Origin of the sequence: Streptomyces sp. G-G2, from assembly GCF_030063135.1 — a bacterium.
Taxonomy (GTDB): domain Bacteria; phylum Actinomycetota; class Actinomycetes; order Streptomycetales; family Streptomycetaceae; genus Streptomyces.
The window spans coordinates 43,483-66,761 of record NZ_JASISO010000004.1 but is presented as its reverse complement, the minus strand read 5'-3'; the positions used below and the strand labels follow the sequence as shown (position 1 = coordinate 66,761).

General features: G+C 67.9%; 17 protein-coding genes and 3 pseudogenes. 12 read left to right on the top strand and 8 right to left on the bottom strand.

What is annotated here, in order from left to right:
• Positions 1-16 precede the first annotated feature (16 nt).
• Entirely contained in the window at positions 17-598 is a 582-nt protein-coding gene (locus QMF80_RS04715) for a hypothetical protein (RefSeq protein ID WP_283449727.1), read from the top strand.
• 289 nt (positions 599-887) lie between these two features.
• Here the strand turns inward: QMF80_RS04715 and QMF80_RS04710 are convergent.
• Positions 888-1,719: pseudogene (locus tag QMF80_RS04710) on the bottom strand (hypothetical protein); the annotation flags it as partial.
• 934 nt (positions 1,720-2,653) lie between these two features.
• Between QMF80_RS04710 and QMF80_RS04705 the strand changes: the two are divergent.
• On the top strand, positions 2,654-2,899 hold the full coding sequence (locus QMF80_RS04705) for a hypothetical protein (RefSeq protein WP_283449726.1): 246 nt from the start codon (positions 2,654-2,656) through the stop codon (positions 2,897-2,899).
• Positions 2,899-3,684: a nucleotidyl transferase AbiEii/AbiGii toxin family protein gene (locus tag QMF80_RS04700; RefSeq protein WP_283449724.1), complete on the top strand. Its 786-nt coding sequence runs from the start codon at positions 2,899-2,901 to the stop codon at positions 3,682-3,684. The genes QMF80_RS04705 and QMF80_RS04700 overlap by 1 nt, the downstream gene beginning before the upstream one ends.
• Before the next feature lie 1,035 nt (positions 3,685-4,719).
• Here QMF80_RS04700 and QMF80_RS04695 read toward each other — a convergent pair.
• The 7 genes and pseudogenes from QMF80_RS04695 to QMF80_RS04665 form a co-directional block, all read right to left on the bottom strand.
• Positions 4,720-5,112: pseudogene (locus QMF80_RS04695) on the bottom strand (ECF transporter S component); the annotation flags it as partial.
• A pseudogene (locus QMF80_RS04690) lies at positions 5,094-5,326 on the bottom strand (TSUP family transporter); the annotation flags it as partial. The pseudogenes QMF80_RS04695 and QMF80_RS04690, both read right to left, overlap by 19 nt.
• Before the next feature lie 188 nt (positions 5,327-5,514).
• Positions 5,515-6,276, bottom strand: coding sequence for a PIG-L deacetylase family protein (locus QMF80_RS04685; RefSeq protein WP_283449722.1), 762 nt, complete (start codon positions 6,274-6,276; stop codon positions 5,515-5,517).
• A gap of 108 nt (positions 6,277-6,384) precedes the next feature.
• Complete coding sequence (locus tag QMF80_RS04680) at positions 6,385-7,497, bottom strand: aminotransferase class I/II-fold pyridoxal phosphate-dependent enzyme (protein WP_283449719.1); 1,113 nt, start codon at positions 7,495-7,497, stop codon at positions 6,385-6,387.
• Positions 7,494-8,384, bottom strand: a complete 891-nt coding sequence (gene dapF, locus QMF80_RS04675; protein ID WP_283449717.1) for a diaminopimelate epimerase — start codon at positions 8,382-8,384, stop codon at positions 7,494-7,496. Before dapF ends, QMF80_RS04680 begins: the two co-directional genes overlap by 4 nt.
• A gap of 12 nt (positions 8,385-8,396) precedes the next feature.
• Complete coding sequence (locus QMF80_RS04670; RefSeq protein WP_283449715.1) at positions 8,397-9,470, bottom strand: iron-containing redox enzyme family protein; 1,074 nt, start codon at positions 9,468-9,470, stop codon at positions 8,397-8,399.
• A gap of 22 nt (positions 9,471-9,492) precedes the next feature.
• Positions 9,493-10,338, bottom strand: a complete 846-nt coding sequence (locus QMF80_RS04665) for a 2OG-Fe dioxygenase family protein (protein ID WP_283449713.1) — start codon at positions 10,336-10,338, stop codon at positions 9,493-9,495.
• Between the two features lie 845 nt (positions 10,339-11,183).
• On the opposite strand from QMF80_RS04665, the gene QMF80_RS04660 reads away from it, so the two are divergent.
• The 9 genes from QMF80_RS04660 to QMF80_RS04620 all read left to right on the top strand — a co-directional run bounded on the left by QMF80_RS04660 (position 11,184) and on the right by QMF80_RS04620 (position 23,278).
• Entirely contained in the window at positions 11,184-12,800 is a 1,617-nt protein-coding gene (locus QMF80_RS04660) for a condensation domain-containing protein (protein WP_283449711.1), read from the top strand.
• 387 nt (positions 12,801-13,187) lie between these two features.
• Positions 13,188-15,539, top strand: coding sequence for a peptidase domain-containing ABC transporter (locus QMF80_RS04655; RefSeq protein WP_349372175.1), 2,352 nt, complete (start codon positions 13,188-13,190; stop codon positions 15,537-15,539).
• Positions 15,532-17,022, top strand: coding sequence for a class I adenylate-forming enzyme family protein (locus tag QMF80_RS04650; protein WP_283449707.1), 1,491 nt, complete (start codon positions 15,532-15,534; stop codon positions 17,020-17,022). The genes QMF80_RS04655 and QMF80_RS04650 overlap by 8 nt, the downstream gene beginning before the upstream one ends.
• Positions 17,012-18,331 (top strand): phenylacetate--CoA ligase family protein, encoded by a 1,320-nt coding sequence (locus QMF80_RS04645; protein ID WP_283449705.1) that lies wholly within the window; start codon positions 17,012-17,014, stop codon positions 18,329-18,331. Before QMF80_RS04650 ends, QMF80_RS04645 begins: the two co-directional genes overlap by 11 nt.
• Complete coding sequence (locus tag QMF80_RS04640) at positions 18,318-19,490, top strand: NAD(P)-dependent malic enzyme (RefSeq protein WP_283449703.1); 1,173 nt, start codon at positions 18,318-18,320, stop codon at positions 19,488-19,490. The genes QMF80_RS04645 and QMF80_RS04640 overlap by 14 nt, the downstream gene beginning before the upstream one ends.
• Before the next feature lie 23 nt (positions 19,491-19,513).
• Positions 19,514-19,765 carry an acyl carrier protein gene (locus QMF80_RS04635; RefSeq protein ID WP_283449701.1) on the top strand — a complete coding sequence of 84 codons (252 nt, stop codon included), beginning with the start codon at positions 19,514-19,516 and terminating at the stop codon, positions 19,763-19,765.
• 51 nt (positions 19,766-19,816) lie between these two features.
• Complete coding sequence (locus QMF80_RS04630) at positions 19,817-20,815, top strand: NAD-dependent epimerase/dehydratase family protein (protein ID WP_283449699.1); 999 nt, start codon at positions 19,817-19,819, stop codon at positions 20,813-20,815.
• A gap of 20 nt (positions 20,816-20,835) precedes the next feature.
• A complete protein-coding gene (locus QMF80_RS04625) occupies positions 20,836-22,005 on the top strand; it encodes an acyl-CoA dehydrogenase family protein (RefSeq protein WP_283449697.1) in 1,170 nt (389 codons plus the stop codon).
• Entirely contained in the window at positions 21,995-23,278 is a 1,284-nt protein-coding gene (locus tag QMF80_RS04620) for an aspartate aminotransferase family protein (protein WP_283449695.1), read from the top strand. Before QMF80_RS04625 ends, QMF80_RS04620 begins: the two co-directional genes overlap by 11 nt.
• Position 23,279: the final 1 nt, after the last annotated feature.

The following is a 23,279-nucleotide window of genomic DNA, read 5'->3' as shown; positions in this document are numbered from 1 at the left end:
CTGCTATAATCGCGACATGTACGATCCCACCATTTTGTTGCATCAGATAAATGAAGACCATGAGATTTCGACTCTCATGGCAAACGTATTCGAATTTGATGTCCGGCGCAAGTCGGGCGGAGAATTCCCTCGACTCACGTCCGACCTTCCGCTTGAAGGAATTGCTGGAGATCTAACGGGTGGCATGTTCTACCTGTGTGGCGCTGCAGAATCCACCCGCCCGGTTCTCTATGCGAGCTCAGAGGGTGATGCTGGGGTTATTGCGACCGACTTGCGCGACGCGCTCGCATTGATAGTTGGGTTTCCATACTGGAGAGACTCTCTAAAATACTCTGCGAGTGGGGAGTTGAGCGCAATGGAATCGGCTACGACTTTTCTCTGTCGCGACACGCTAACGAGCCTTCCCGCGCTAAATATCAAACAGCGCCGGATTGCCGAACTCCTCTGTGTGCCCCTAGAAAGTCCATCGACGTTGGTGCGCCGTCTCCATTCAGCCATTAAGGGCGCGGGGCCAGATTTTTCTTTCACTGATGACACTGGCGAATATGGCAGCCTGTTTGGACTATTCCCGCCTAGCCGCAATCGACTCTGGCAATAGATGGCTTCTTGACGCCGATACTAACCGTCGAGCCTTCACCGATTGATGTCGATGAAGGCTCCGTGTCGTCTGATGGAAAGAGGGGTGGCAACGTCACCCGGCAACGGTCGTTGCCTGTGGGTCCCCAGGATCGTCGGTCGCATCGAGCGCGGGCGAATAGCAGATCAGAGGCCGTCTGGAATGGCCCGGATATCGGTGAACTCCACCTTCAAGCCGCGGGCACGGTGGCCGCCGTCGCAGAAGTAGACCTGCCCCCGAGCACCGGGCGATCACGCCCGTGCGTAGCTCTCCGGAAGTAGTCAGCGGCGCGCTCCAGGTCGCGTTCGGACTGGAGCATCAACTCCAGGACGCCGGTGCCGTGATACCCGAGCCCCGTCACATCGCGAGCGAAGCCGGGCACGAGATCGACCGTCGCCGGGTCGGCCTTCAGGTAGACCAGCAGCTTGGCTTTCTTCGGCGGGAGTAGGTATGCGTAGTTCTGCATGCGCCGATAGGCGGTGTAGGTCGGGTTCGAGACCTTCGTAAAGTCCTCACCGAACCCAAGCAGGGCCTCGTCGACCTCTGCGGCCAGCTCCGCCATGGCCCCGGCATCCGCCGCGATCCGCTGTACCTTTGCTGTACCCCGGCTCCGGCTCCCAGACTTCGGCGCCGCCGCACGGCCGACGAAGGAGGCCACTGTCTCAAGGCCGACGTGCTCGCTGCCGAAGTACCGGTAGTGGACCAGGTCGATGGCGTGCCGGTGCTCGCGTACGGCGTAGATGTCGTAGCGGGTGAAGTCGCCGGCCACGCAGATCAGCCGCGGTACGCTCCGCAGCACCTGGGCCACGGCGTGGGCCCCCAGCCGGTCGCGAACCAGGTGCCGGAACACATCCCGGTGGTCGAGTAGCCAGGCCATGTAGAACAGGCCCTGGTTGATCACGCCCGCGTCGGTGCCGCGCTTGTACTCGACGATCATCGGTGCGCCGTTCTCGTCGATGCCCAGCGAATCGATCCTGCCTCCGTGAGACGGTGCTGTACTCGCTCGCCAGGAACCGGACCCCGAACATGGTCTCCATGTGCCCCTCGACGAGGTCCTGCACATCGGCCTCAACCTCAGCCAGCCGCGGCGCCACCTCGGTCACGCCGCTCTTCGTGTTGAACAACTTCAGCCCCGACCCCTCCCCTCAGTAGAGACCTAGTCCCAACACGCAGTCAGACAGATCTATTTCCGGTGCGCAGGATGGCCCAGAGTCCACCCCCGGTCATCACCGTACGTAGTCGGGCCGAGGGTCGTTACGCCAGACCGAGTCTGAGCCTCGTCGAGCATGACGGGCATGGAAAAGCCGCCTGATACACCAGGACTTCACACTGGTGTATCAGGCGGCTTTCTGTACTGACGGCCTGTCAGGAAAAGCGTCGGGCGTGCGTCAAACGTGCGTCACGAGCGTCAAATCTGCGTCAAGATATCGCCCATAACGCCCACCCCGCACATAACGCACACTTCCCTAACCCGCAGGTCAGAGGCCCTTTCCAACGGGTTCAAGGATCGCGACGCACTCGACATGATGGGTCATCGGGATAAGATCCAGCAAAAACATGTGGAAGAAAACCGCAGGTCAGCGGCCTGCGCGGCGCAAATTGGACAGGCTGTCGATGTGCGTTACGCGCAGAGTGGGCGTTATGCGCAGCGCGCTGACGCTTCTCGCCTGCCTGTGTTCCGGGTGAACGGGAGCCCGGCGAGGGCTGCGCACCGACTCCCGCGCGTTGCGTCCCCCAGCACCCATGCCGCCCTGGAAGCGGTCAGGCGCAGAGGGGGCACCCGGGCTCCGCAAGGCGTAAGGAGAACCTTGCCGGCCTGGCTGAGAGTCCTACGCCCGATCCCGGTACTCCGCCGAGACAGCGCACGCCGACTCTCTGCGTGGGGCCTCTGGGCTCCCAGGAGCGCCGTCATCGCAGGGATGCGTAACACGGGGCCTGGTTTTCGGGCATGCTGGTGATCATGAGCAGCAGGTACGCACAGCTTCGGCCGTACACCCTGGCTCGCTCGCGGAGCTGAGCGGGCCGGCGGGCGGCCTCGTGATCCTGCCCCGGCACCTGGACTGGGGCCCGCATTACGAATACGACCTGGCCGACGACGCCGACGTACTGCTGATGTACGAGCGGGTGATCCGCGAGGCGCAGACGCCCGAGGACCTGCACTCCCACCTCGATGCCGACGTGCTGCGGAGCCACCGGCGGGCCCTGTTCCTGCCCGGCCCGGCGAGAGCCGCCTGGGAGTCCCGCTTCCCCGAGCTCGCGAGCTCGCAGGCGGCGGCCGCGTAGTGGAAGATCTGCACCATCGCCTCATCCGCATCGGCCTGGAAGCGCTTGCCGAAGACTTCGGCTACCGGCTCGCGGGCGGATACGCCGTCCAGGCCCATCGTCTCGTCAGCCGCGTCAGTGACGACGTCGGCCTGTTCACCCCGATCGGACGCGCCGAGGGGGAGCTACCGCAGGCGATCGCACGCCTTGTCGAGGCATACCGGACGGCCGGGTACCTGGTCCAGGTCACCCAGCAGGCACAGGTGTACGCGCGCCTGCACGTCACGGATCCCGACTCCGGCTCGCAGTCCAAGGTGGAGCTGGTCGGCGACCTGCTGCACCACCCGCCCGTCGAATCAGACCTCGGCCCGGTCCTCCACCTCGACGACCTCGCCGCGGCCAAGACCGGGGCTCTTTTCGGCCGCGCCGAAGTCCGCGACGCCATCGACGTCAACGCGCTGCTGAAGGCCGGCTACACCCGTGCTCGGCTGCTCGAACTGACCGCACGGAACGAGGCCGAACCCAGTCTCGACGAGTACGTTTCTGCCCTCGCCCGCGTCCAGCACCACACCGACAGACAGTTCGCCGCATACGGCCTCGATGCCCCGGCCGCGGCCGCCACCCGCGAGGAGTTCGCGGCCTGGCACCGCGAACTCGCCGACCGAGCGAGGGCCGAAGCCGCGGGAAACCCCGAGCCGCAGGCCGAGTCGTCCACTGACCAACCCGCCAAACGGGCCGCAAGCCCTCTCCCCGCCCGACCGCCACGTCCCGGCCCGAAACCGAATCACGGACCTACCCGGAGGTAGCAGTCGAGGCCACGGCCCTCACACCCGTTGCGGCACCAGGGTGCGCCGGAGGGTTTCTCCAGGCCGGAGACGGACGCGGGGCTCACGATGATCCGGTCCTGGGGTAGGTCCCTGATCCAGGAGTCGTAGCCGCCAACGCGGGCGCTGAAGCAGAGGACGGTGCCGACGTGTGCCTGGTCGGACTTCGGGCCGGGTGCGGCGGGGCCGCCGACGACGATGGCGGGGGCGCTGATCCGGTCGGTCCAGCGGGCGCGCCGCTGCGCGTAAGGAACTGGGCGTTGTCGGGCTGGCCGGCCGCGTGGTGCAGCACCGCCAATTCCTCGATCAGCACCAGTACCCCACGCCCGTCGAGCGGCAAGGTGACGTCTTCGGCGCCCAGGTACGCCAACGCCCGGCCCGTGCCTCGAAGCAGCGGCCGACCAGGATGAACGCGGTCAGCGCCGCGGCCGCCTCCAGATACGCCTCGACCGACTTGCCATGCCCGCCCGAGCGGGGGAGCAGAGAGGGACCTCGATCCGCATCCCGGGCTCGCCCCGCACCGTCGAGGAAGATCGCGTACACGCTGGCGACCCAGGCCCGCCAGCACACCCAGCAACACCAGTGTGCGGGGCGCAAGCGCGGCTCTACGCCGCCGGACCCCGAACTTCACTGCGTGTGAGTGGTCACGGGTCCAGCATCAGGAGGAACGGCCGAGGTCCCAGACTCGGAAGCCCTCGATGGCCGTGGGAAGGGTGGGGTAGATGCGGTCCTCGCCGACCGTATCTGCCGTCAGGCCGTAGCCGTAGAGCGGAGCGCGTAGGTCCTGTTTGCGGAGGAACCGATAGCCACCCCGCCGTCACCGTCCAGCCCGCCGCCACATCCCCAGGCCGACCGGCACATCAAGCGGTTCCCGGCCCACGGCAGTTCCTGCCGCTCCGTTGCTCCACGAGCCGACCGATCAGCACGTGTCCGGTGTTGGGCAGAATAGTCAACCTGCCGAATATCGATATCGCACAATGCGCAACAGTCACGACGGTGACACCGGAACGACCCGTGTCAGTGCAGGGCCCCGTCTGTCTGGTTGGACGCACGACGGAAACGGACCGGGGCCTGGAAGCGGGCCTTGCGGGCGGCGCGGCGGAAGCCGGTGAGGACGGCCGGGGCGGCCAGCAGGACGCAGACCAGGTTGGTGACGGCCCGGCCGATGTCCCAGCCGAGGGAGGTTGCGAGGTCGGAGGCGAGGTAGCGCTGGAACTGCTCGGTGAAGGGCAGGTCGGGCAGGTAGGCGATGGAGCTGTTCGGGTCGAGGGAGAAGGGCCAGAAGGAGAGGTTGAGGAGGAAGCCGAAGAGGTAGCCGGACAGGGATCCGTAGAGGGCGAGCATCAGGATCTCGCGGCGGCCGGTGGCCTTGGGCAGAAGTCCGGCGAGCATGCCGACGAAGGGGCCGCCGCGAGGGCGGCGAGGCCTCCAATGCGGGCGGCGATCCGCACGTCGAGGCCACCATTGCGCGCGTAGGTGACGGAGGCAGCCGTGGTGCCGACGATGGAGACGGCCTTGGCGGTGCCTAGCGCATAGGCGGGGGCTGCCCGGGGAAGCCAATGAGCGGCGCCGGAAGCAGCACCACCCCGCCGCCGCCGACCACCGCGTCCACCCAGCCGGCCATGGCCGCGGCGAGACAGAGGGTCAGCAGGGTGGACAGGTCTGCGTGGAAGAACTCGAGCAAAGCGGGCCCCTGGGCTGATATGTCCTCGCCTGGCGAGACTGGCTGATGATCGTAGTGGCGGGCCCGCCGCCCTCGACAGTGACTTTGACGGGGACGTGGACGTGGACGAAGGAGGGGAGCGGCCCGGATCAGCGGTAGTGGACTTCGGTGTTCCGCTTGCGGTACTGGTCTCGGTGGAATACCTCGAAGGCCACTGCGGGACGCCCGCCGAACTTCTCACCGGCCGCCGCGAAGTTCCGTTCCAGGAATCCTTGGACGTACGCCCTGGGGTCCTCGTCGGTGAGCGCCTCCAAGTAGGTGGCATGTGCGAGTACGGCCTGCACGCCGCGCTCTGTAGCCCAGGTGACGTCGACCGCGTGGGTCGGGTACGGCGAGTTGGCCACCGCCTGCCAGCGCACGCCCTCCCATGGCGACAGGCCCTCCTCGGGAAAGAGGAAACGGTTCGCGGCGTCAGCGGCGGAGTCGAGTGCCGCACGGCCGACGTTGCGGTGGTCCGGGGTGTTCCAAGAGACACCGCGCCAGTGGTCATGGTGGTTGAGCGTCAAAATGAGCTCCGGGCGATGCCGCCGGACGGCGTGGGCCAGGTCCCTGCGCAACTCAAATCCGTATTCGATCAGCCCGTCCGTGTGGTCGAGGAACTCCACCTTTGTCACGCCGACCACGGCCGCGCTGGCCCGTTGCTCCCGTTCCCTGATCACCTTGGCCTGCTCGGGATCCATGCTGTCGATGCCGGCCTCTCCCCGGCTGGCCATCAGGTACACGACTTCCTTGCCCTGGTCGATCCATGTGGCGACGGCCGATGCTGCGGCGTATTCCACGTCGTCGGGGTGAGCGACGATGGCCAGAGCACGCGTCCAGTCCGTCGGCATTTCCTTGAGCTGTTCCGTCATTGTCATTCCTTGTCCAGGGTGGAGAGGGGATCCGGTCTCCGGGGAGACGGCTGGCGGAGAAATAGGCGAAGGCCGTCGCCTCGGCGCCATGGGCGTCGGCGGGCTCTGTCAGGCGTGCGGCGGTTCCGGTTCTGCCCGGGGGTGCCCGCTGTCCAGCAGTGTGCCGATCCGCGCCAGCCCCTCTTTCAGTACGTCCTCCTCGCGGGCGAAGGTGATCCGCAGACCGCGTTCGGCGCCGAACACCTCAGCAGGCATCAGCAGCACCCGGGTCTGATCCAGTACCCGTCGGCACAAGGACAGCGAGGATTCCGCGCCGGACAGCGCCAGCCAGGCGAAGGGAGTGCCGTGCGGAGTCCGCAGGGCCACCGCGTCGGCGTGCCGGGCCGCCCAGTCGCTCAGCATCTGGCCGCCGACCGAGGTCAGCCGCCGGTAGCGGTCTAGGTAGTGGTCGCGCCGTTCCAGAACCTGTGCAGCCAGCCACTCGGTTAGTACGGAGTTGGAGATGGTGGTGTAGTGCTTGTGGTCCATGGCAGCACGCACCACGTCGGCCGGGCCGCACATCCACCCCGTCCGCAGCCCGGGGAATCCGTACACCTTGGAGATGCTGGAGACGGAGACCGCCCGCTCGTAGCGCCTGAGCAGAGAGTCGGCGGGCAAGTCGGCGACGTACTCCTCATCAAGCAGCAGGTAGCAGCCGTGCCTCCGTGCGGCCCGCACCAGGAAGTCGACCTCATAGTCGGTGAAGCGTATTCCTGTTGGATTGCAGGGGGAGTTGAGTACGACGGCCTTGGTGCTCGGGCCGATCAGCCTGGCTGCCAGTGCCACGTCGGGCCGACCCTCGGGGGTGGTGCCGATGAGGTCGGCCCGGCTCCCCATGCGAGCCGGTGCCTCCCAGGCTTGCTGCCAGCCGGGGGCGAAGACCACGACATGGTCGCCGGGGCGCAGCAGTACGCTGTACAGGAGGTAGAGCGCCTCCTGTGCGCCGTGGGTGATGCCGACCTCATCCGGGGTACGGCTGTAGAGGCCCGCCACGAGTTCGCGGAGCCGGTCGCTGCCCCGGTCGGTCCCGTAGTCCAGCACCAGGTCGGCGGGGAAGGGCAGGTCGGCGACCGTGCCGCAGTCCACGTTGCTGTCGCCGAGGTCGATGTCGTACCGGCCTCGCGCGTCCTGGAAGACCCAGCGGCGCATCGGATACCCGGCGCCCGGGCCCGGGGCCGTCACGTGGACGACCGGCTGGCGAACCGCTGCCCGATCCGCTGCGCCCAATGGCCCCGCAGTACGGGGCGGACCTCGCCGCTGAGCGCGATGCGCCCGTCGTCGTCGATCTCCACGGTGACCCGGCCGCCGGGCATGTGGACCGTCGTCCGGGTTCCGGTGAGTCCGCGGGCATGGGCGGCGAAGGCCGCCGTGCAGGCGCTGCTGCCGGAGGAGAGCGTGTAGCCGGCCCCGCGTTCGTAGATCTCGATCCGGATGTTCTCCCGGTCGATGACGTTCAGCAGTTCGACGTTGACCCGTTGGGTGAACAGCTCGTGGTCGCGTACGGCGGGACCGATCCGGCGGGCGAGTTCCTCACTGGCAGGTTCGTCGTCCAGGAATACGACGCAGTGCGGGTTTCCGAGCTGTACGCAGGTCACGCTCAGGCCGCTACCGGCGGCGTGGAGCGGCTCGCGCAGCATCGGGCGGGCGGGACCTGCCGCTCCGACGGCTCGGCTGTCCGTCGTGGCGGGACCGAGATCGATACGCACCATCCCCGCGCGACCGTCGAGGATGCGCACGGCCGAGGGGCCTGCGAGTGAGTGCAGGGTGAACGCGTCCGTGATGGCGTGACCGGCCTCGCGGAGGTACCGGGCGAAGATGCGCAGACCGTTGCCGCTCTTCTCACACTCGGTGCCGTCCGGATTGAAGATCCGCAGCCGGAAGCCGTTGTCGGCGGACAGTGGTCCGTACAGCAGGCCGTCGGCGCCGAGGCCGAAGTGCCGGTCGCAGGCGAGCCGGACGTTTTCCGGGGTGGGATCGAAGGCTGTGTGCCGCGGGTCGATGACGATGTAGTCGTTGCCCAGGGCCTCGTACTTCGCGAAGTCGACGGCCGGAGCGGTGTCCTGGGACATGATGGCGATCCCTCAGACCGTGACAGAAGTCGTTGTCGGCTTCGCAGACGCAGAGCTGCGCTTCAGGAGTGCGTCGAGGTAGTCCTGCGAGGTGTTGAGCCGCATCATGGCGCCCAGAGCGATCTCCCTGCCGATCCGCGGATCGGCGTCCACCAGCGGGCCGACGACGTTCTTGAACCATCCTGCAGCATGGCCCGCGTCTACCCCGATGTGCAGTTCGTGGTAGACGATGCCGACCTCGTCCAGGTCGTGGCGCCGCCAGGCGTCGACCACGCAGCGGAAGCGGCGCGGAGCCAGGTATTCGGTGACGCCGAAGTAGCCGACGGCCTTGTAGTAGTGCCTGCGGGAGAGCGCGAGGCAGGCCGAGATATTGCCGGAGACCCCGGCCTCCAGCAGGAAGGTGGCACGGACGAAATCCGGATCGGCCCCGATCGCGGCCAGTGCCTCGCCGAACAGCTTCGTATGCACCTGTGCCGGGTCGCCGTTGCCCATCTCGTCCCAGTAATTGGCGGCGATCTCCAGCTTCTCGCCGCCGTGCCGACCGATCTGCATGAGGGCGAGGATGTCGTCGAAACGCGGGTCGAGGTTGGTCTCCTGGGCGAGCAGCAGGCGCAGGTCCTCACGGCTGCCGTGCTTGGCCAGGTGCTGGTGGTAGAAGGGGTGCCAGCCGGCCGGGTGCTCGCCCACCATTTTCTTGAGCCAGCGGACATATTCGGTGCCCGAGGTGGGATGGCCGGTCACGCTCGACTCGGATATCCGCGACAGTTCACGGCCCAGGACGGCCCGCTCCAACAGCGCCGCCACGTCCCGGAGGATCGGCTGCCGCTCGTGGTCCGCGTCGGTCACGCGGGCGCCGGAGAAGTCTCGTTCGTAGACCAGGGCCAGCGCCGCGTGGAGCTCGGCCAGCGCGGACCGCTCACCGTCCTTGTACGCGCGGACGGCCAAGGACCGGCAGATCCCGGCGAGTTCGCCTCGGAACGAGTAGTTCTCGGACAGCAGGGTCAGCTCGTCGGCTGTGCCCTTGTCCAGTGCCCTCAGCGTGGCGAGCAGACCGGTGGAGAGCAGGTTGTTCCAGTTCGTACACATGCAACGGTATACCGTTTCTCTTCTATCGGACTTCGGCGTCGGCGAGCGCGGCCGCGTCGTGTTCGGCGCCGTACCACTTCTCGCTCCAGCGCGAGAAGGCGACGATGAAGATGTCGCGATGGCCGGGCTCGTCGGCTGCGGCCACGACGTCCGTGACGTCATGCGCGAGCTGCTTGTCATCGAGGAGTACGGCCTGGCCGCCTTGCAGGGTGCCGGTCCAGAACGGCTGCTCGGCGTCCGGCCGCCACAGACGGGTCTCGCCGCCGCCCACCCGCTCGCGGCGCAGCACACCGATCATGACGAACTCGTGCCCGTCGTGATGGACCCCTTCAGGGGTGAGCGGGCCGGGCCGACCGGGCCCGGCGCAGGTGCGGTTCTGGTGCAGGTTGATCTGCCAGTCCTCGCCGCGATCGAGCCCGAACGCCTCGACTCCGATGGCGATGAGCGGGGTGAAGTCGACTGCTACCGGCAGATAGGAGCGGCGCATCCCGCCGCCGACTGCGTTGAACTTCTTGTACGCGGTGTAGTCCCGGTGCGGCAGCAGCGCGAAGTTCCAGCTTTCGCCCTCGGTCGGCGACAGCCGGTACTGGGAGAACTTCTTGTAACGCGTGCCGTGTCCCATATGTTCGTCGACTGGCAGATCGTCGTAGCTCGCCAGCAGCTCGGCCGGCGCTTCGGGTAGGTCGATCAGGGAGAATCCGGAAGGTCCCAATGGCATGGCGGTGTCCTCATTCTTGATCGGTCTCTCCAGATCAACTGGTGGAGGGGCGCTGGACCGTCTCGGGCGGCGGACATTTCTGCTGCCGGTTTCTTCACACTGTCCGGCTGCGCCAGCGACGGGAATCGAGCACTGGCCGGGCTTCAGCACTGCAGCGCTTCCGAGGCGCCGACTTTCCGGTGGCGGAACGGTCGAGCCCGGTCGGGAATTCGAATGAGTGAATCCCCGTCACATATTTCCGGACGATCGGTCCGCTCATTACCTGCGATTCCCGCGATATCGCGAGCGCAGCACAGTGCCGTTCACACATGGTGGCAGAAGCGACGCCGAGGACCGCGATGGCTGCAGTGCTTCATGCTGGATAGATTCTGTATAGACCCCGTTCGGAACGAACGCCGAGTGGCAGTCAACTGCCGATGATCAATCGATGTCAAGGCCGTTGCTTGAAATGTCGTCAATGGGTACCAGGTGCGGGTTCCTTGGGCGCAGCCGTTGCCCACCGTTGTCAAACCATCGGACAACGGGCAACACCTTGCATACGGGTGATGGCCTGGCGGAGGCTGATCACAGGGACCAGGCAGGCAGCTGGACCGCTGGGACCGACGGATCGGCCTCCTGCTCGGAGCACCTGTCGGCGCGCCGGGCGGAGAGGCTCGACGGTAAATGGTCGCCCGAAAGGGCAAGGCATTTACCTGGGAGGCCCTGTTTGCGCCCTTGGCAAGATGGTCCAATTGTTTGGGAACGACCAGTTGGCCGGCATGGCCGACAAATCGAGGTCGATCCACTGCAGAATGCCTTCCGCACATCCCCGGGCAATGTTTGATCCAGGGGAGGTTGACGGGCGGATTACGAACGTGTGAACATGATCCACATCGGTGGTCAACGCCCGGGAGGGCGGAGAACAAAAAGCTTTCATGGCACCAGCACTCTTGCGGAGTGCCGCCATGAGGTTGCCGATTGCTTTCACTGTTGCTTCTATAGTTCCGGGGGGTGCCATGAGTCGTACGTTTCCTCTCACCGAGGGGCAGTACAACCATTGGTCCGGCCTTCGGAAGAATCCGGGCAGCCGGAATCCGGTGTACATTCAGCACCGCATTTCCGGTGAGCTGGACGTCACGCGGTTCATCACTGCCCTCAAGGGCTGCGTGACGGATCATGAGGCGCTTCGCCTGGGCATCGCCACAACGGCCGACGGTGAACCTGTGCAATGGGTCGGAGAAGTCCCCGAGGGGACGGATCTGATTGATTGCCGGCAGGTGGAGAGCAAGAACGAGGAGCAGTTCGGCCGCTATGCACGTAATGTGCTCATGGCGGATCTGCGGAAAGACTGGCAGCTGGCGGAGGAGCTTCCATTCCGATTCCGCCTGCTCAGGTACTCCGAGTCGGTTCACGCGCTCCTTGCCACCTTCTCCCACTTGGCGGTCGACGGTACGGGCCGGGCGTTGTTCGTCCGTGACCTGTGGCGGCGCTATCGGGAGCTGGAAGCCGGGAACGAGCCGGTCGTGGGCGTGCCCGTCAGATTTGAATCCGTCGTCCAGGAACGCCTGAGGGCTGCCCGGGAGCGTTCGGACTCATCCCGTGACAGCTTCTGGGAGTCGCGGGCGGCCACTGCGCCGCCCACCTTCCAGGCGATCGAGCGGATGGGGTCGCGCGATGGCGGTCAATCCTGCGTGGTCAAGAGGTCGAACTGGCGGGAAGCCGATTTGGCGGCCCTCCGAGATCGCTCACGGGCAGCCGGAGTGACGGAGTTCCAATGGATTCTTGCCGCGTTCGCGGCCGCCCTGTTCGAGTTCACCGACCAGGACCTGGTGAAAATCAGCATCCCGGTGGACACCCGCCGGTGGGCTGAGCGCGGCGTTGTCGGGATGTTCATGGTGCCGCTGCCAGTGGTCCTGGAACGCCCGACCGAGCCAGGTGACCTGGTGCGCCAGGTCAAACGGGAGCTGTTGGCCGTGGTCGCGCACCGGGACCTGTCGGTCGAGGCGTTCACCGCGATCCGCCGGATCTCCCGTGAGCGCTGGGGCGCCCACCGAGCCTGCGGAATCTCGATCAACCATCTCGGCGGCCGGCAGATCGAAGAGGAGCTGCTGACGCCTTCGGTGGTGGTGCAGACCGGGCCGTACTGGCCCGATTTCGCCCATGAAACCGATGGCGTGAGCCTTCAGGTGCGCTGCGATCAGGATGAGACGGCTCTGCGCCTCGTCTTCCTTGAATCGGTATTCTCGGACGCCGGCTCGAAAGAATTCCTGGATATTCTTCGGGCCAGGACACATGATGTGGATGTCTTCCGGTCGAAAAGGCAGGAAGAAAGCCACTCGACATCATGTGAAGATGACCGTAGAGTGGAATCACTGAAGGATTATTCGGGTCGTTCAGTAATCTCCTTCGATATCGCTGAAATCGCCGCCGGGCTGGCTGGAATGCCCGGAGTGGCGGCGGCGGATGTCGAAGTCGGAAATCATCGCGACGGCGGTACGGCATTGCGCGCGACAGTGCGCGCGGCCGTCGGTACCGATATCGATGATCTCCGTGCCAGGCTGCGTGCAGCCGAACCGGATACGCCGGACCTCGTCATCCCTGGGGATGTCGTTGTGGTCTGCGGTCCCACATAGACGTCCGTCGGCCGGATGCCGTCCCGCTCCTTGAGTCGGGATGTGTCGAAAGCCGACGGCGACATCACAAGAATCACTTGAGGAAAGGAGGTGTTTTTCATGGAGAAGATCAACTTCAACAACGTCGACATCTGCGAGCTGTCGGATGCTGACCTCGACGACATCCTCGGTGGCGTGGGCGCTGTGCCCGCCGGCGCGAAGGTGAGCTGAATTCAGCCCTGATGGATCGACGGGGACGGCGCCCTCAGGGGCGCACCATCCATAGATCGAGTGGGAGCCAGCCGACGGCTCATAGCCCGTCGGCTGGCTCCCGATTTGCATTTTGCACAAACACGCACGTGATCGATTCGGCGGCGCGCCGGTGGCCCCACCGGCAACGCATGGGGAATGGTACGGATGAGCGGATCGGACGAGCGACAGCTCCCGCGAGACGGTTTCGCGGAACGGGACCGACGGTTCCGTCGCGAAGCTTTGGAGAAGCGGTCGACCTCGCAGGAGTTCGGTCCGCTGATCGCCACCCGCGCTCGGATCCGTCCCGAACAGCAGGTACAGAGCGACGGTTCCGAACGGCGTTCCGCATCCCGGACGTCGCGTCACGCGAACCGGCGGGTCCCGGTCCGGATCCAGTCGCAGATGACGGACTGCGGCGTGGCGTGCCTGTCCATGGTGCTCGCCTTCCACGGCGTCGAGATCGGGGTCGAGCAGCTGCGGCAGGAGACCTCCACCGGCCGGGACGGAGTCTCGGCGCGGACCCTGCTGGAGACGGCCCGGCGCCACGGCCTGTCCGGGCGCGGTGTGCGTGCCACGATCGACGGCCTCGCCGACCTGCCGCCCGCCAGCATCCTGTTCTGGAACTTCAATCACTTCGTCGTGCTGGAGCGGGTCTCGCACGGCTGGGTCTACATCATCGATCCCTCGTTCGGACGCCGCCGGGTGGACCTCGAGACCGCGGCGAAGGCCTTCACCGGTGTCGTGCTGGAGTTCCAGGCGCCGCTGGTCCAGGACCGTCCGACGGACACGACCTCGGACCTCCAGAAGCCGAAGAGCCCGTGGAGCTACCTGCGCCACTTCCTCCCCCGGACGGCGAACTGGGGCGCGCTGACCGCGACGTCGCTGGCCTTGCTGGCGTTCAACTTCATCGTCCCGCTCGCTTCCGCATACCTGGTGAGTCACGCGAAGGTCGGCGGATCACTGGGCGGGCTGCCGTTTGCGGCCGCGGGCGCGGCCGTGCTGGTGGTCGTCTTCTTCGGGCTCCAGGCCGCACGAGGGCTGGCGATCCAGTCGTTGCAGGTGCTGGCCGACAAGCAGGTGACACTCGGCATCCTCCAGCACCTGCTGTCGCTGCCCTACGACTACTTCGTCACCCGCAACAGCGGGGACCTGGCGATGCGCGTGCGGACCACCAACGTCACCCGCCAGGTCCTGACGAACACGACGTTGTCAGCCGCCTTCGACGGCGTGCTGGTCCTCGGCTACACCGTTCTGCTGCCGCTGGTCGATCCCGAACTGGCGTTGCTGGTCTTCGTACTGGCAGTCCTTCAGATCACCGTCCTGGTGACGTCCTGGCGGCGACAGCGGTACCTCTCGGTGGACGCTCTGGAGAGCCAGGCACACGCCGAGGGCGAGCTGATCGAACTGCTGGACGGGGTCGCCACCCTCAAGGCCGCCGGCCTGGACCAGCTGGCCGGCGAGCGCTGGTCGAACGTGCTGGCCGACGAGATCAACGCCCGCAGCCGCTCCCGCCGGTGGGCAGTGCTGAGCGGGGCGCTGAGCATGAGCATCCAGTTCGTCGCCCCGGTCCTCGTGCTCCTGGTCGGCGCAGTGCGCGTATCGCAGGGTTCGGCCTCGCTGGGCACCGTGGTCGGGTTCGCCTCGCTGTCCATGGGCATGCTGGTGCCGCTGACGAACATCGTCCAGAACGGTCTTCAGGTGGCCGGCCTGTACGCGCCGCTGGCACGGCTGAGCGACATCCTGGACGCCGCGCCGGAACACTCCCCGCAGGACGTCCTGGTGACCGGGGACGGCAGCGGCGCGGTCGAGTTCGAGGCCGTCGGATTCGGCTACCCCGGCGGTGCGCGGCCGGTGCTGAAGAACGTGGACCTCGCCATCGCCCCCGGATCCTTCACCGTGGTGCTCGGCCGGACCGGCTCGGGCAAGTCGACGCTGGCCGCGATGGCCGCCGGACTCTACCTCGCGACCGAGGGCAGCGTCCGGCTGAACGGCGTCTCCATGGAACAGCTCGACCGGCCGGTGCTCCGGCGTTCCATCTCCTTCGTCAACCAGGACACGCGGCTGTTCGCCGGTTCCATCCGCGACAACATCGCCATAGGCAAGGCGGACATGACCGACGAGCAGATCAAGGAATCGGCCGTCAGCGCCTGCATCCACGAAGAGGTCATGGCGATGCCGATGGGCTACGAGACCATGGTCGGGCCGAACGGCGCGGGTATCTCGGGCGGCCAGCGGCAACGCGTCGCGCTCGCGCGCGCCTTGGTCCGGGGGCCGGAGCTGCTGATTCTGGACGAGGCCACGAGCGCCGTAGATCGAGAAACCGAGGAAAAGATCTTCGCGAATCTTTCGGGGGGCGGGCGCACTCTGATCGCCGTGGCGCACCGTCTGTCGGCTGCGCGGGACGCGGACCTCATCGTGGTCGTCGAGAACGGCGAAGCCACCAGCTATCGGTCGGCCGAGGATCTGTCGGCGGGCCCCGCTGCACATCGGAGGCTGTTCGATGTCTGATCCGAAGAACATGAGCGCCGCAGCCGGCGGCTCCGAGCCGACGGGGCACGCCATCCTCCGCGCCTTGGAGAACGCGGCCGGGCTGCGTCCCCAGGGCTGGGCGGTGCGCGATCCGTCCCACGCCCTGACGTACCCCGAACTGCTGGAGTCGGTGCACGCCGACGCCGCCGGGTTGCGGGCCGCCGGAGTGCGGCGCGGCGACCTGGCGATGGTCGAGTCGACGCACGACACGGCCTATCTCACCGCCTACTTCTCCGCGCTGTCGATCGGTGTCAACGTGATGCCCTACGACCCGGCCATGGGCCCGGCGGAGATCGACCGGGAGATGGCCCGCCACGGAGTCGGCGTCCGGCTTGTCCCGCACGTCGCGGGCACCGAGGTGGTGCGTCAGCAGTCCGACTCCGGGGCTGCGCAATCGCCGTCGTTGTGCGCGGAACTCGCGTCCGGCGGCCTGGTCCTGCTCTCCACGAGCGGAACCGGTGGACTGCCGAAGCGCGCGGTGCACAGTCCCGACCGTCTGGTGCTGAACGCGGCCGCGCACGCGTCGTCGGTCGGTCTCAACCAGGACGACACCACTCTTCTCATCCTCTCGCCGGCGTTCGGCTACTGTCACACCAGCCAGATCCTCGCCCATCTGCTGGTGGGCGGGCGCCTGGTCTTCCCGCCCCGGCCCGCGATGCCGTTCGACCTGGTCTCCGCGATGCGGACCGGGGATTGCACGAACACGACGATGGTCCCGCAGCTGATGGGCGACGTGCTGATTCGAACCCTCGCCGACGTGCCCACGATGCGCCAGGTGGCGCTGGGCGGTTCGGCCGTCACCCCGGAGTTCCTGCAGCGGGTGACCGCCGGCCTGCCGGACGTGGAGATACTCCAGACCTGGGGCATGACCGAGTGCGGACCGCGGCTCACGACGTGGCGGAGCTCTCGCGACCCGCTGACCCAGGGCTGCGTGGGCCGCCCGATCAACGCAGTGGGCGTCGGGAGCCGGTCCGCCGCCGGGCCGACCGGCTCGCCCGAGGACCCGGTCGAGCTGTACGCGCACACCCCGTACGCCATGCTCGGCTACCTCTCCGGTTCCGCGTCGGAGGCCGACGCCCTCGTCGCACCCGGGCTGATCCGTACCGGTGACCTCGGCCGGGTGGACGAAGACGGCCTCGTCTACATCCAGGGCCGCCTCAAGAACCTCATCGACGTCGCCGGCAAGAAGGTCTCGGCCGAGGAGCTGGAGCAGGTCGTCGGCGCGGTCGACGGCGTCACGGCGGTCCGGGTCCTCGGCCGCGACGACCCTCGGCGGGGGCAACGGCCGGTGGCCCTGGTGGTGGCCGAGCGCGACGACGTGACGGTGACCGCGGAGCAGATCCACGAAGCCGTGCGCACCCAGCTGGCCCCGTACAAGTGGCTGCAGGACGTGGTGTTCGTCGACTCCTTGGAGCGGACCGTGAACGGCAAGATCGGAAGGGCTGAGCATCATGGGGTCTGAACCGTCGGGCGCTGCCGGCCACGCCGATCAGGATATCGAGAAGCTGGTCAGGCACGCGCTGAAGGAGGTTCCCTACTACCGGGACGCGTACGCCGGCGCAGCCTCGGCGCTGAGTGATCTCACGGTGCTCCGCAAGGCAAGCGTCCGAGGACGGGAGTCGGCGTTCCTGACGGACGGGTGTGTCCCGTCGGACCTGCTGTTCGTCGAGACGAGCGGGACGACCGGGACCCCGCTGCGCCGCTACTACCAGTCCGTGGAAGGGACGCGGGCGGCCATGCCGCTGTGGAAGGCCCGCCGCTGGTACGGCGTCACCTCACCGCGGATGCCGGCCTGCCGGTTCAGCAGCGACGAGAACGACGAAGGCCGTGCCAAGGTCCGGGGAAGCGTCCTCAGTCTGAGCGTCCGCGATCTGTCCGATGCGGCGTTCCAGGAGTACCACGACGCGCTGCACCAGCATCGGCCCGTGTGGTTCCAGGTCGTTCCGAGCGTGGCCGGGCTGTTCAGCCGTTGGCTGACCGAGCGCGGGCTCACCGGCCCGGACAGCCTGCGCCTCATCGAGCTGAACAGCGAGCCGACGCTTCTCGGCGACCGCTCTGCCATCCGGACGGCGTTCCCGAGCGCCCAGCTCGCCGACCACTACGGCTCGAAGGAGACCTGGTGCGTCGCCTACGAGTGTCCGCAGGGGGTCCGCCACATCCTGACGGAGAACCTGACGGTCGAAGTGCTGACCGATGACGGCCCGGCGGCCCACGGCACCGGTGCCCTGATAGTCACCAACCATCGGTTCCAGACCATGCCGCTGCTCCGGTACGACCTGGGCGACCGGGTCACGGTGCGCGCCGCGGAGTGCGGTTGCGGCCGCTCCGGCCCGGCGATCGACGTCGTCGAGGGGCGGATCGCCGAGTACGCGGTCGGGGACGGTGGCGAGCCCGTCTACCAGACCTTCTTCGACATCGGCGTGCGCCGGACCCTCAAGGCGTGGCCGGGATCCATCGCGCGCTATCAGTTCCGGCAGACCGGGACGGAGTTGACCGCGGTGATCGAGCCGGGCCGGGCCTGGACCCCCGAGGCAGGCCGGGTGCTGGCCGAGTACCTGAAGCCGACCTTCTTCGCCAGCGAGGTCTCGGTCCTGCTCGGGGATGTCCTCCACGTGCCGGGCCGCAAGTTCCGCAGCGTCCTCAGCCAGGGACCGGACAGGCCCGGGGACGCACGCCGGTCCGCGGCGCCGGACGTCGCCGACAGCTTCCGGATCGGGGCCGGCCCGGCCCCGTCCGCCATGGGAACCGGTGCTCAGCATGCTGAACGCTAGCCTGTCCGCGCCTCCCGAGCTCTCAGCACCGCGGGTGCTGGAGACCTTCGAGCACGGCCTCATCGGGACGGCGATACGACGTTCGCCGCTGGTCGCCTCCGACCTCGCCGCCTTGTCCACGCCGGGAACGGCTCTGGTGAGTTCTGCGATACACCGGGACCCGGAGCTCTTCGAGCGCTACAGCTGGGCCCCGCGCCTGGTCGCCGTCGTCAGCGACGGCTCGGCCGTGCTGGGGCTGGGGGACATCGGGCCGCGCGCCTGTCTGCCGGTCCTGGAGACGAAGTGCGTTTTCTTCAAGAAGATCGCCGACCTGGACGCGATTCCCCTGGTGTTCTCCGACCGGCGTATCGACGCGATCGTGGCGGCCCTGGCGGCCTTGCGACCGTCGTTCGGGGCGGTGAGCATCGAGGACGTGGCCGCGCCGGGCTGTTTCGAGCTCGAGCGGCGGCTGCGCGATGCACTCGACTGCCCAGTCATGCACAACGACCAGCACGGCACCGCGGTCGCCGTGGTGGCCTCCCTGCGCAATGCGGCGTTGCTCACCGGCCGCGATTTCGCCGCCATGCGCGTGGTGATCCTCGGCGCCGGCGCGGCCGGTATCGCGACGGCGCGGCTGCTGGCGACGGCGGGCCTGCCCGATCTGACGTTGGTGGACACGCGCGGGATCGTCGACGCCCGACGCCGGGACCTCCATGCCGCCAAGCGCGAGGTCAGCACGTACACCAACGCACGCGGCCTGACGGGCGGGATCGAAGAGGCGCTGCGGGGCGCGGACGCCCTCGTCGGCCTGTCACGGGCCACGGTGCCCGGGACCCTGCTGGCCGGCATGCGTCCCGAGCCGATCATCCTGTCGCTGGCCAACCCGGTTCCCGAAGTCCTGCAGGAGGCGGCGCGCTCGGTGGGGGCCGTCTACGCCACCGGCCGGGCCACCGCCCCGAACTGCGTCACCAACCTGCTGACAGTCCCCGGCATCTTCCACGGGGCCCTGTCCGCCGGAGCGGCGCAGATCACCCCCGGGATGCTGCTCGCCGCGGTTGACGGACTGGTCCGGGCCTCGCTCCCGATTCTCGACGCCGACCACTTGGTGCCCGACGCGCTCGATCCGGCTGTCTTCTCGCACATCAGCGCGGCCGTCGGGGCGGCGGCCCCCGTCTCATGAAACGAATGGAGAGAACACATCCCATGGCCACACACACCGCGATCGACGAGTTGATCGGCCGGTTCGCCCAGAATCCGGCGCGGGGCACCGCGCCGACGGACTTCGCCGACTGTGAGGCGCTGGTCGCCGACCTCGGGTTCGACTCCCTGGACCTGGTCGAGTTCCTGGCACAGATCGAGGGGACCTGGGGATTCACCATCCCGGACGAGGACTTCACGCTGGAGACCTTCGAGACCGTCGGCGCGGTCCGCGCCTACATCAACGCTCGAATCTGACTGGCCCGCGTCGGCAAGCGGCAGCACGGCCCCACTGAAAGGTTCACCATCATGCGAAAGAAAATAGGCATCACCGGCGGGGCCGGATTCCTCGGTGTCAATCTGACCAACCTCGCGGTCGAGCGCGGCTACGACGTCGTGACCGTGGATGTCGGGGACCGCCTGGGTCGGCTCGCGCACCGGGCCGATGATCCGCGGATCACCCGCTTGGATCTGGACCTGGCCCGGCCGGACGCGGTGTTGCCGGAGGATCTGGACTTCATCGTGCACCTGGCGGCGCTGCCGCAGGTCGACTACTCCCTGCACCATCCGGAGGAAGTGGTGGCCAACAACATGGCGGCCCACACCCCCGTCATGGCAGCGGCCCGCCGACATGGCATCCCCATCCTGTTCACCTCCTCCATCGAGGTGTACGGCGGGAACGACGGCGAGCTGTTCGTCGAGGACGACAAGGCCGACCCGCGCTCGCCCTACGCAGCCTCGAAGGTCGGCTGCGAGCACATCGCCTCTTCCTACCGGATCAACTACGACTGCCGGATCACCACGGTGCGGCTGACGAACCTGTACGGGCCCTGGCAGGCCCCCGACCGGATCGTCCCCCGGCTGCTGACGCAGGGCCTCATCGGTGACTGCGACCGGGAGGTCGCGACGGGCCGGCGGCGTGACTTCCTGTACGTGGCGGACGCCGCCGCCGCGATCCTCGGCCTCGTCGAATCGGGCGAGTGGGGCGGGACCTACAACATCTCCGCAGGCGAAGGGATCGACCTCGTGGAGGCGGCGGAGGCCATCGACGCCGGCGTCGGCGGGCATACCCGCCGGATCGACTGCCCGGTCTCGGACGGCCGCGGCAGCTCGCTGGTGGCCACGTCGGAGCGGCTGCGCCGGGCCCTGGGCTGGAAGCCGGAGACAGCGCTGGCCGACGGCGTCGCGGCCACGCTGGACTGGTATCGGGGGAACGAGGCGTGGTGGTCCCGGTTCGAGCCCCAGATCCGCGCCGACCGCACCGGCCCGCAGTTCATCCTCGACCACGCCCACCCGATCACCCGATGACCCCCTCAAGGACTGCGCCCATGGACGACCACTCGAACATTCTGGACCGCATCATCGAGGAGACGGTCCGTCCCCAGGCGGCGGAGGTCGATCGCGAGGGCCGGTTCCCGACAGCTGGTCTGGCGGCGCTGGGGCAGGCGGGCTTCTTCGGCGCCACGGTGCCGACCGAGATGGGCGGCTGGGGCCTCAGCGCCGCCGAGATCAGCGAGATCGTCAGGCGGCTCGGCACCGTGTGCGCGTCCACGGCCATGGTCTACGTCATGCACCTGACCGCGCTCAACTCCATCGTCCTGTTCGGTTCACCTGAGCAGAAGGAGCTGTACCTGGAGCCGGTGCTCGAAGGCACCGCCCTGGTCACCGAGGCGATCAGCGAGGCGGGTTCGGGCTCGCAGTGGTGGTCGGTGGCCAGCCGGTCCGAGCGCAACGATTCCGGCGGGTTCCGGATCGACGCGGAGAAGAGCTTCGCCACCTCGGCAGGACACGCCGACCTGTACATCGTCTCCACGCGCAGCCCGGGTTCGGACGACGACCGCAACCACGCCCTCTTCGCGGTGCCCGCGGACACTCCCGGCATCACCTTCGGGCAGTGGAACGGGCTCGGCCTGGCCGGTAACAGCAGCACATGGATCACCTTCCACTGCGATCTCCCCGAGGAAGCGCTCCTGTTCGCGGGCGACGACACGTCGGGGCTGACGAAGTACAACGAGGCGAATCAGCCCATCTACCACCTCGGCGTGGCGTCGGTGTACCTCGGCATCGCACAGGCCGCCTACGGTGCCTGCGTCGAGCGTATTCAGAGCCGCCGCTACGCCGGCGACGCCACGACGTTTGGCCGGAACCTGAGCCAGTACCCGGTCGCGCGTCGGCACGTCGGCACCATGGCGATCAAGATCGCCGCTGGCGAGAGCCTGGTTGCCCGGCTGGCCGCGGAGATCGACGCCGACCGCGGATTCGAACAGCTCTCGGTGCTGATGACTGCCACCAAGGTGGCGCTCGCCGAAACCTGCTCCGACGTCGCCCGGGAAGCGCTGCTCGCCAGCGGCGGGAGCGCCTACGCCAAGGGATTCCTACCCATCGAGCGGCACTTGCGCGACTCTCTGGCGGCGTCGCTCATGGGACCCAACGACGACTTCTGCAAAGAGCTGATCGGCCGTCTGGAACTCGAAGGCACCTCCTACCATGACCTCTAAGACAGCCGACGCAAACCAGAGGGTCGTCGCGCGGGAACGCCGCCACCTGGTGCACGGGCTGGGTGTGGTGACGGCTCGCCCGCCGGCGATCGAGCACGGGACCGGCTCGCGGTTGGTCGATGCCGCGGGGCGTGAGTACCTGGACCTGTTCGCCGGGGCGGGCCGCTGCGTTCTGGGGCACGGCGACCCCGGGTTCGCGGCGGCCCTGGCCGACCAGGCCGGCCGGCTGGCCGTCACCCGACACCCGAGCGTCAGCCGGGCCGCGTTCGGAGAGGCGCTCACCGCAGTCGCACCCGAGGGCCTGACCCACCTGTCGATGTTCTCGACAGGTGCGGAAGCGGTCGACGCGGCCGTGCGCATCGCGCGGGAGGCGACCGGGCGTCGGGGCGTCGTCGTCTTCGACGGATCCTTCCACGGCCGCACCTCGGGCGTCGCCGGGCTGACCGACGGCCGCTGGCTCGGCGGCGGGTCCGCAGACCCGGAGGTCCACCGGTGCCCGTTCCCCAGCCTGCTGGACGACGCCCCCGCCGACCGGCTCGCCGAAGCGCTGGACGCTGTGGCCGAGGTCCTTCGGCAACCGGGGGCGGACGTGGCCGCCGTCCTGGTGGAACCTGTCCAGGGCACGAACGGCAACCAGCCTCCGGCACCCGCGTTCCTCTCCGGGCTGGCCGCCGTCGCGAAGGCGCACGGGGTCCTGGTGATCGCGGACGAGGTGCTGACCGGCTTCGGCCGCACCGGCCGGCTGTTCGTCTCCGAGGACGCCGACCACGGCGTGGACCTGATGGTGATCGGCAAGGGGATGGCCAACGGGTTCCCGGTGGCCGGCGTCCTCGCCCGCTCGGAGCTGGTCGAGCAGGCGTCCCGCCGGTATCCCGGTTTCCTGTCGAGCACCTACGGGGGCAACCCGCTGGCCGTGGCCGCCGGCTCCTACGTCCTCGACACGCTCCTGCGACAGGGCCTTGTGGAGCGGGCCGGACGATTTGGCGCGGCCTGGGCCGAGCGGCTGCGCTCCGGGCTGGCCGACGGACCGTTGGACGTGACGGTCCACGGCGTTGGGCTGATGCTCGGAATCGAGGTCGGGGCCGACCTTTCGGGGCTGCAGTGGGCAGCACTGGACCAGCGCATCACCGACCACGGTCTGCTCGTGGGCCGCAGCGGCCGGATTCTGCGCGTCAACCCCGCGCTGACCATCGACGAGTCCGAGGCCAAGGAGGCCGCCGACCGGCTGGCCGCCGCGTTGGCCGTGGACGGCTCAGAGCTCGAGGACCGATGAC

Bases quoted from the DNA above. Each gene is read 5' to 3' on its own strand.
- QMF80_RS04715 (WP_283449727.1), top strand. From the start codon at position 17: ATGTACGATCCCACCATTTTGTTGCATCAGATAAATGAAGACCATGAG.
- QMF80_RS04685 (WP_283449722.1), bottom strand. From the start codon at position 6,276: ATGACGGAACAGCTCAAGGAAATGCCGACGGACTGGACGCGTGCTCTG.
- dapF (WP_283449717.1), bottom strand. From the start codon at position 8,384: ATGTCCCAGGACACCGCTCCGGCCGTCGACTTCGCGAAGTACGAGGCC.
- QMF80_RS04670 (WP_283449715.1), bottom strand. From the start codon at position 9,470: ATGTGTACGAACTGGAACAACCTGCTCTCCACCGGTCTGCTCGCCACG.
- QMF80_RS04660 (WP_283449711.1), top strand. From the start codon at position 11,184: ATGAGTCGTACGTTTCCTCTCACCGAGGGGCAGTACAACCATTGGTCC.
- QMF80_RS04655 (WP_349372175.1), top strand. From the start codon at position 13,188: ATGGTACGGATGAGCGGATCGGACGAGCGACAGCTCCCGCGAGACGGT.
- QMF80_RS04650 (WP_283449707.1), top strand. From the start codon at position 15,532: ATGTCTGATCCGAAGAACATGAGCGCCGCAGCCGGCGGCTCCGAGCCG.
- QMF80_RS04645 (WP_283449705.1), top strand. From the start codon at position 17,012: ATGGGGTCTGAACCGTCGGGCGCTGCCGGCCACGCCGATCAGGATATC.
- QMF80_RS04640 (WP_283449703.1), top strand. From the start codon at position 18,318: ATGCTGAACGCTAGCCTGTCCGCGCCTCCCGAGCTCTCAGCACCGCGG.
- QMF80_RS04635 (WP_283449701.1), top strand. From the start codon at position 19,514: ATGGCCACACACACCGCGATCGACGAGTTGATCGGCCGGTTCGCCCAG.
- QMF80_RS04630 (WP_283449699.1), top strand. From the start codon at position 19,817: ATGCGAAAGAAAATAGGCATCACCGGCGGGGCCGGATTCCTCGGTGTC.
- QMF80_RS04625 (WP_283449697.1), top strand. From the start codon at position 20,836: ATGGACGACCACTCGAACATTCTGGACCGCATCATCGAGGAGACGGTC.
- QMF80_RS04620 (WP_283449695.1), top strand. From the start codon at position 21,995: ATGACCTCTAAGACAGCCGACGCAAACCAGAGGGTCGTCGCGCGGGAA.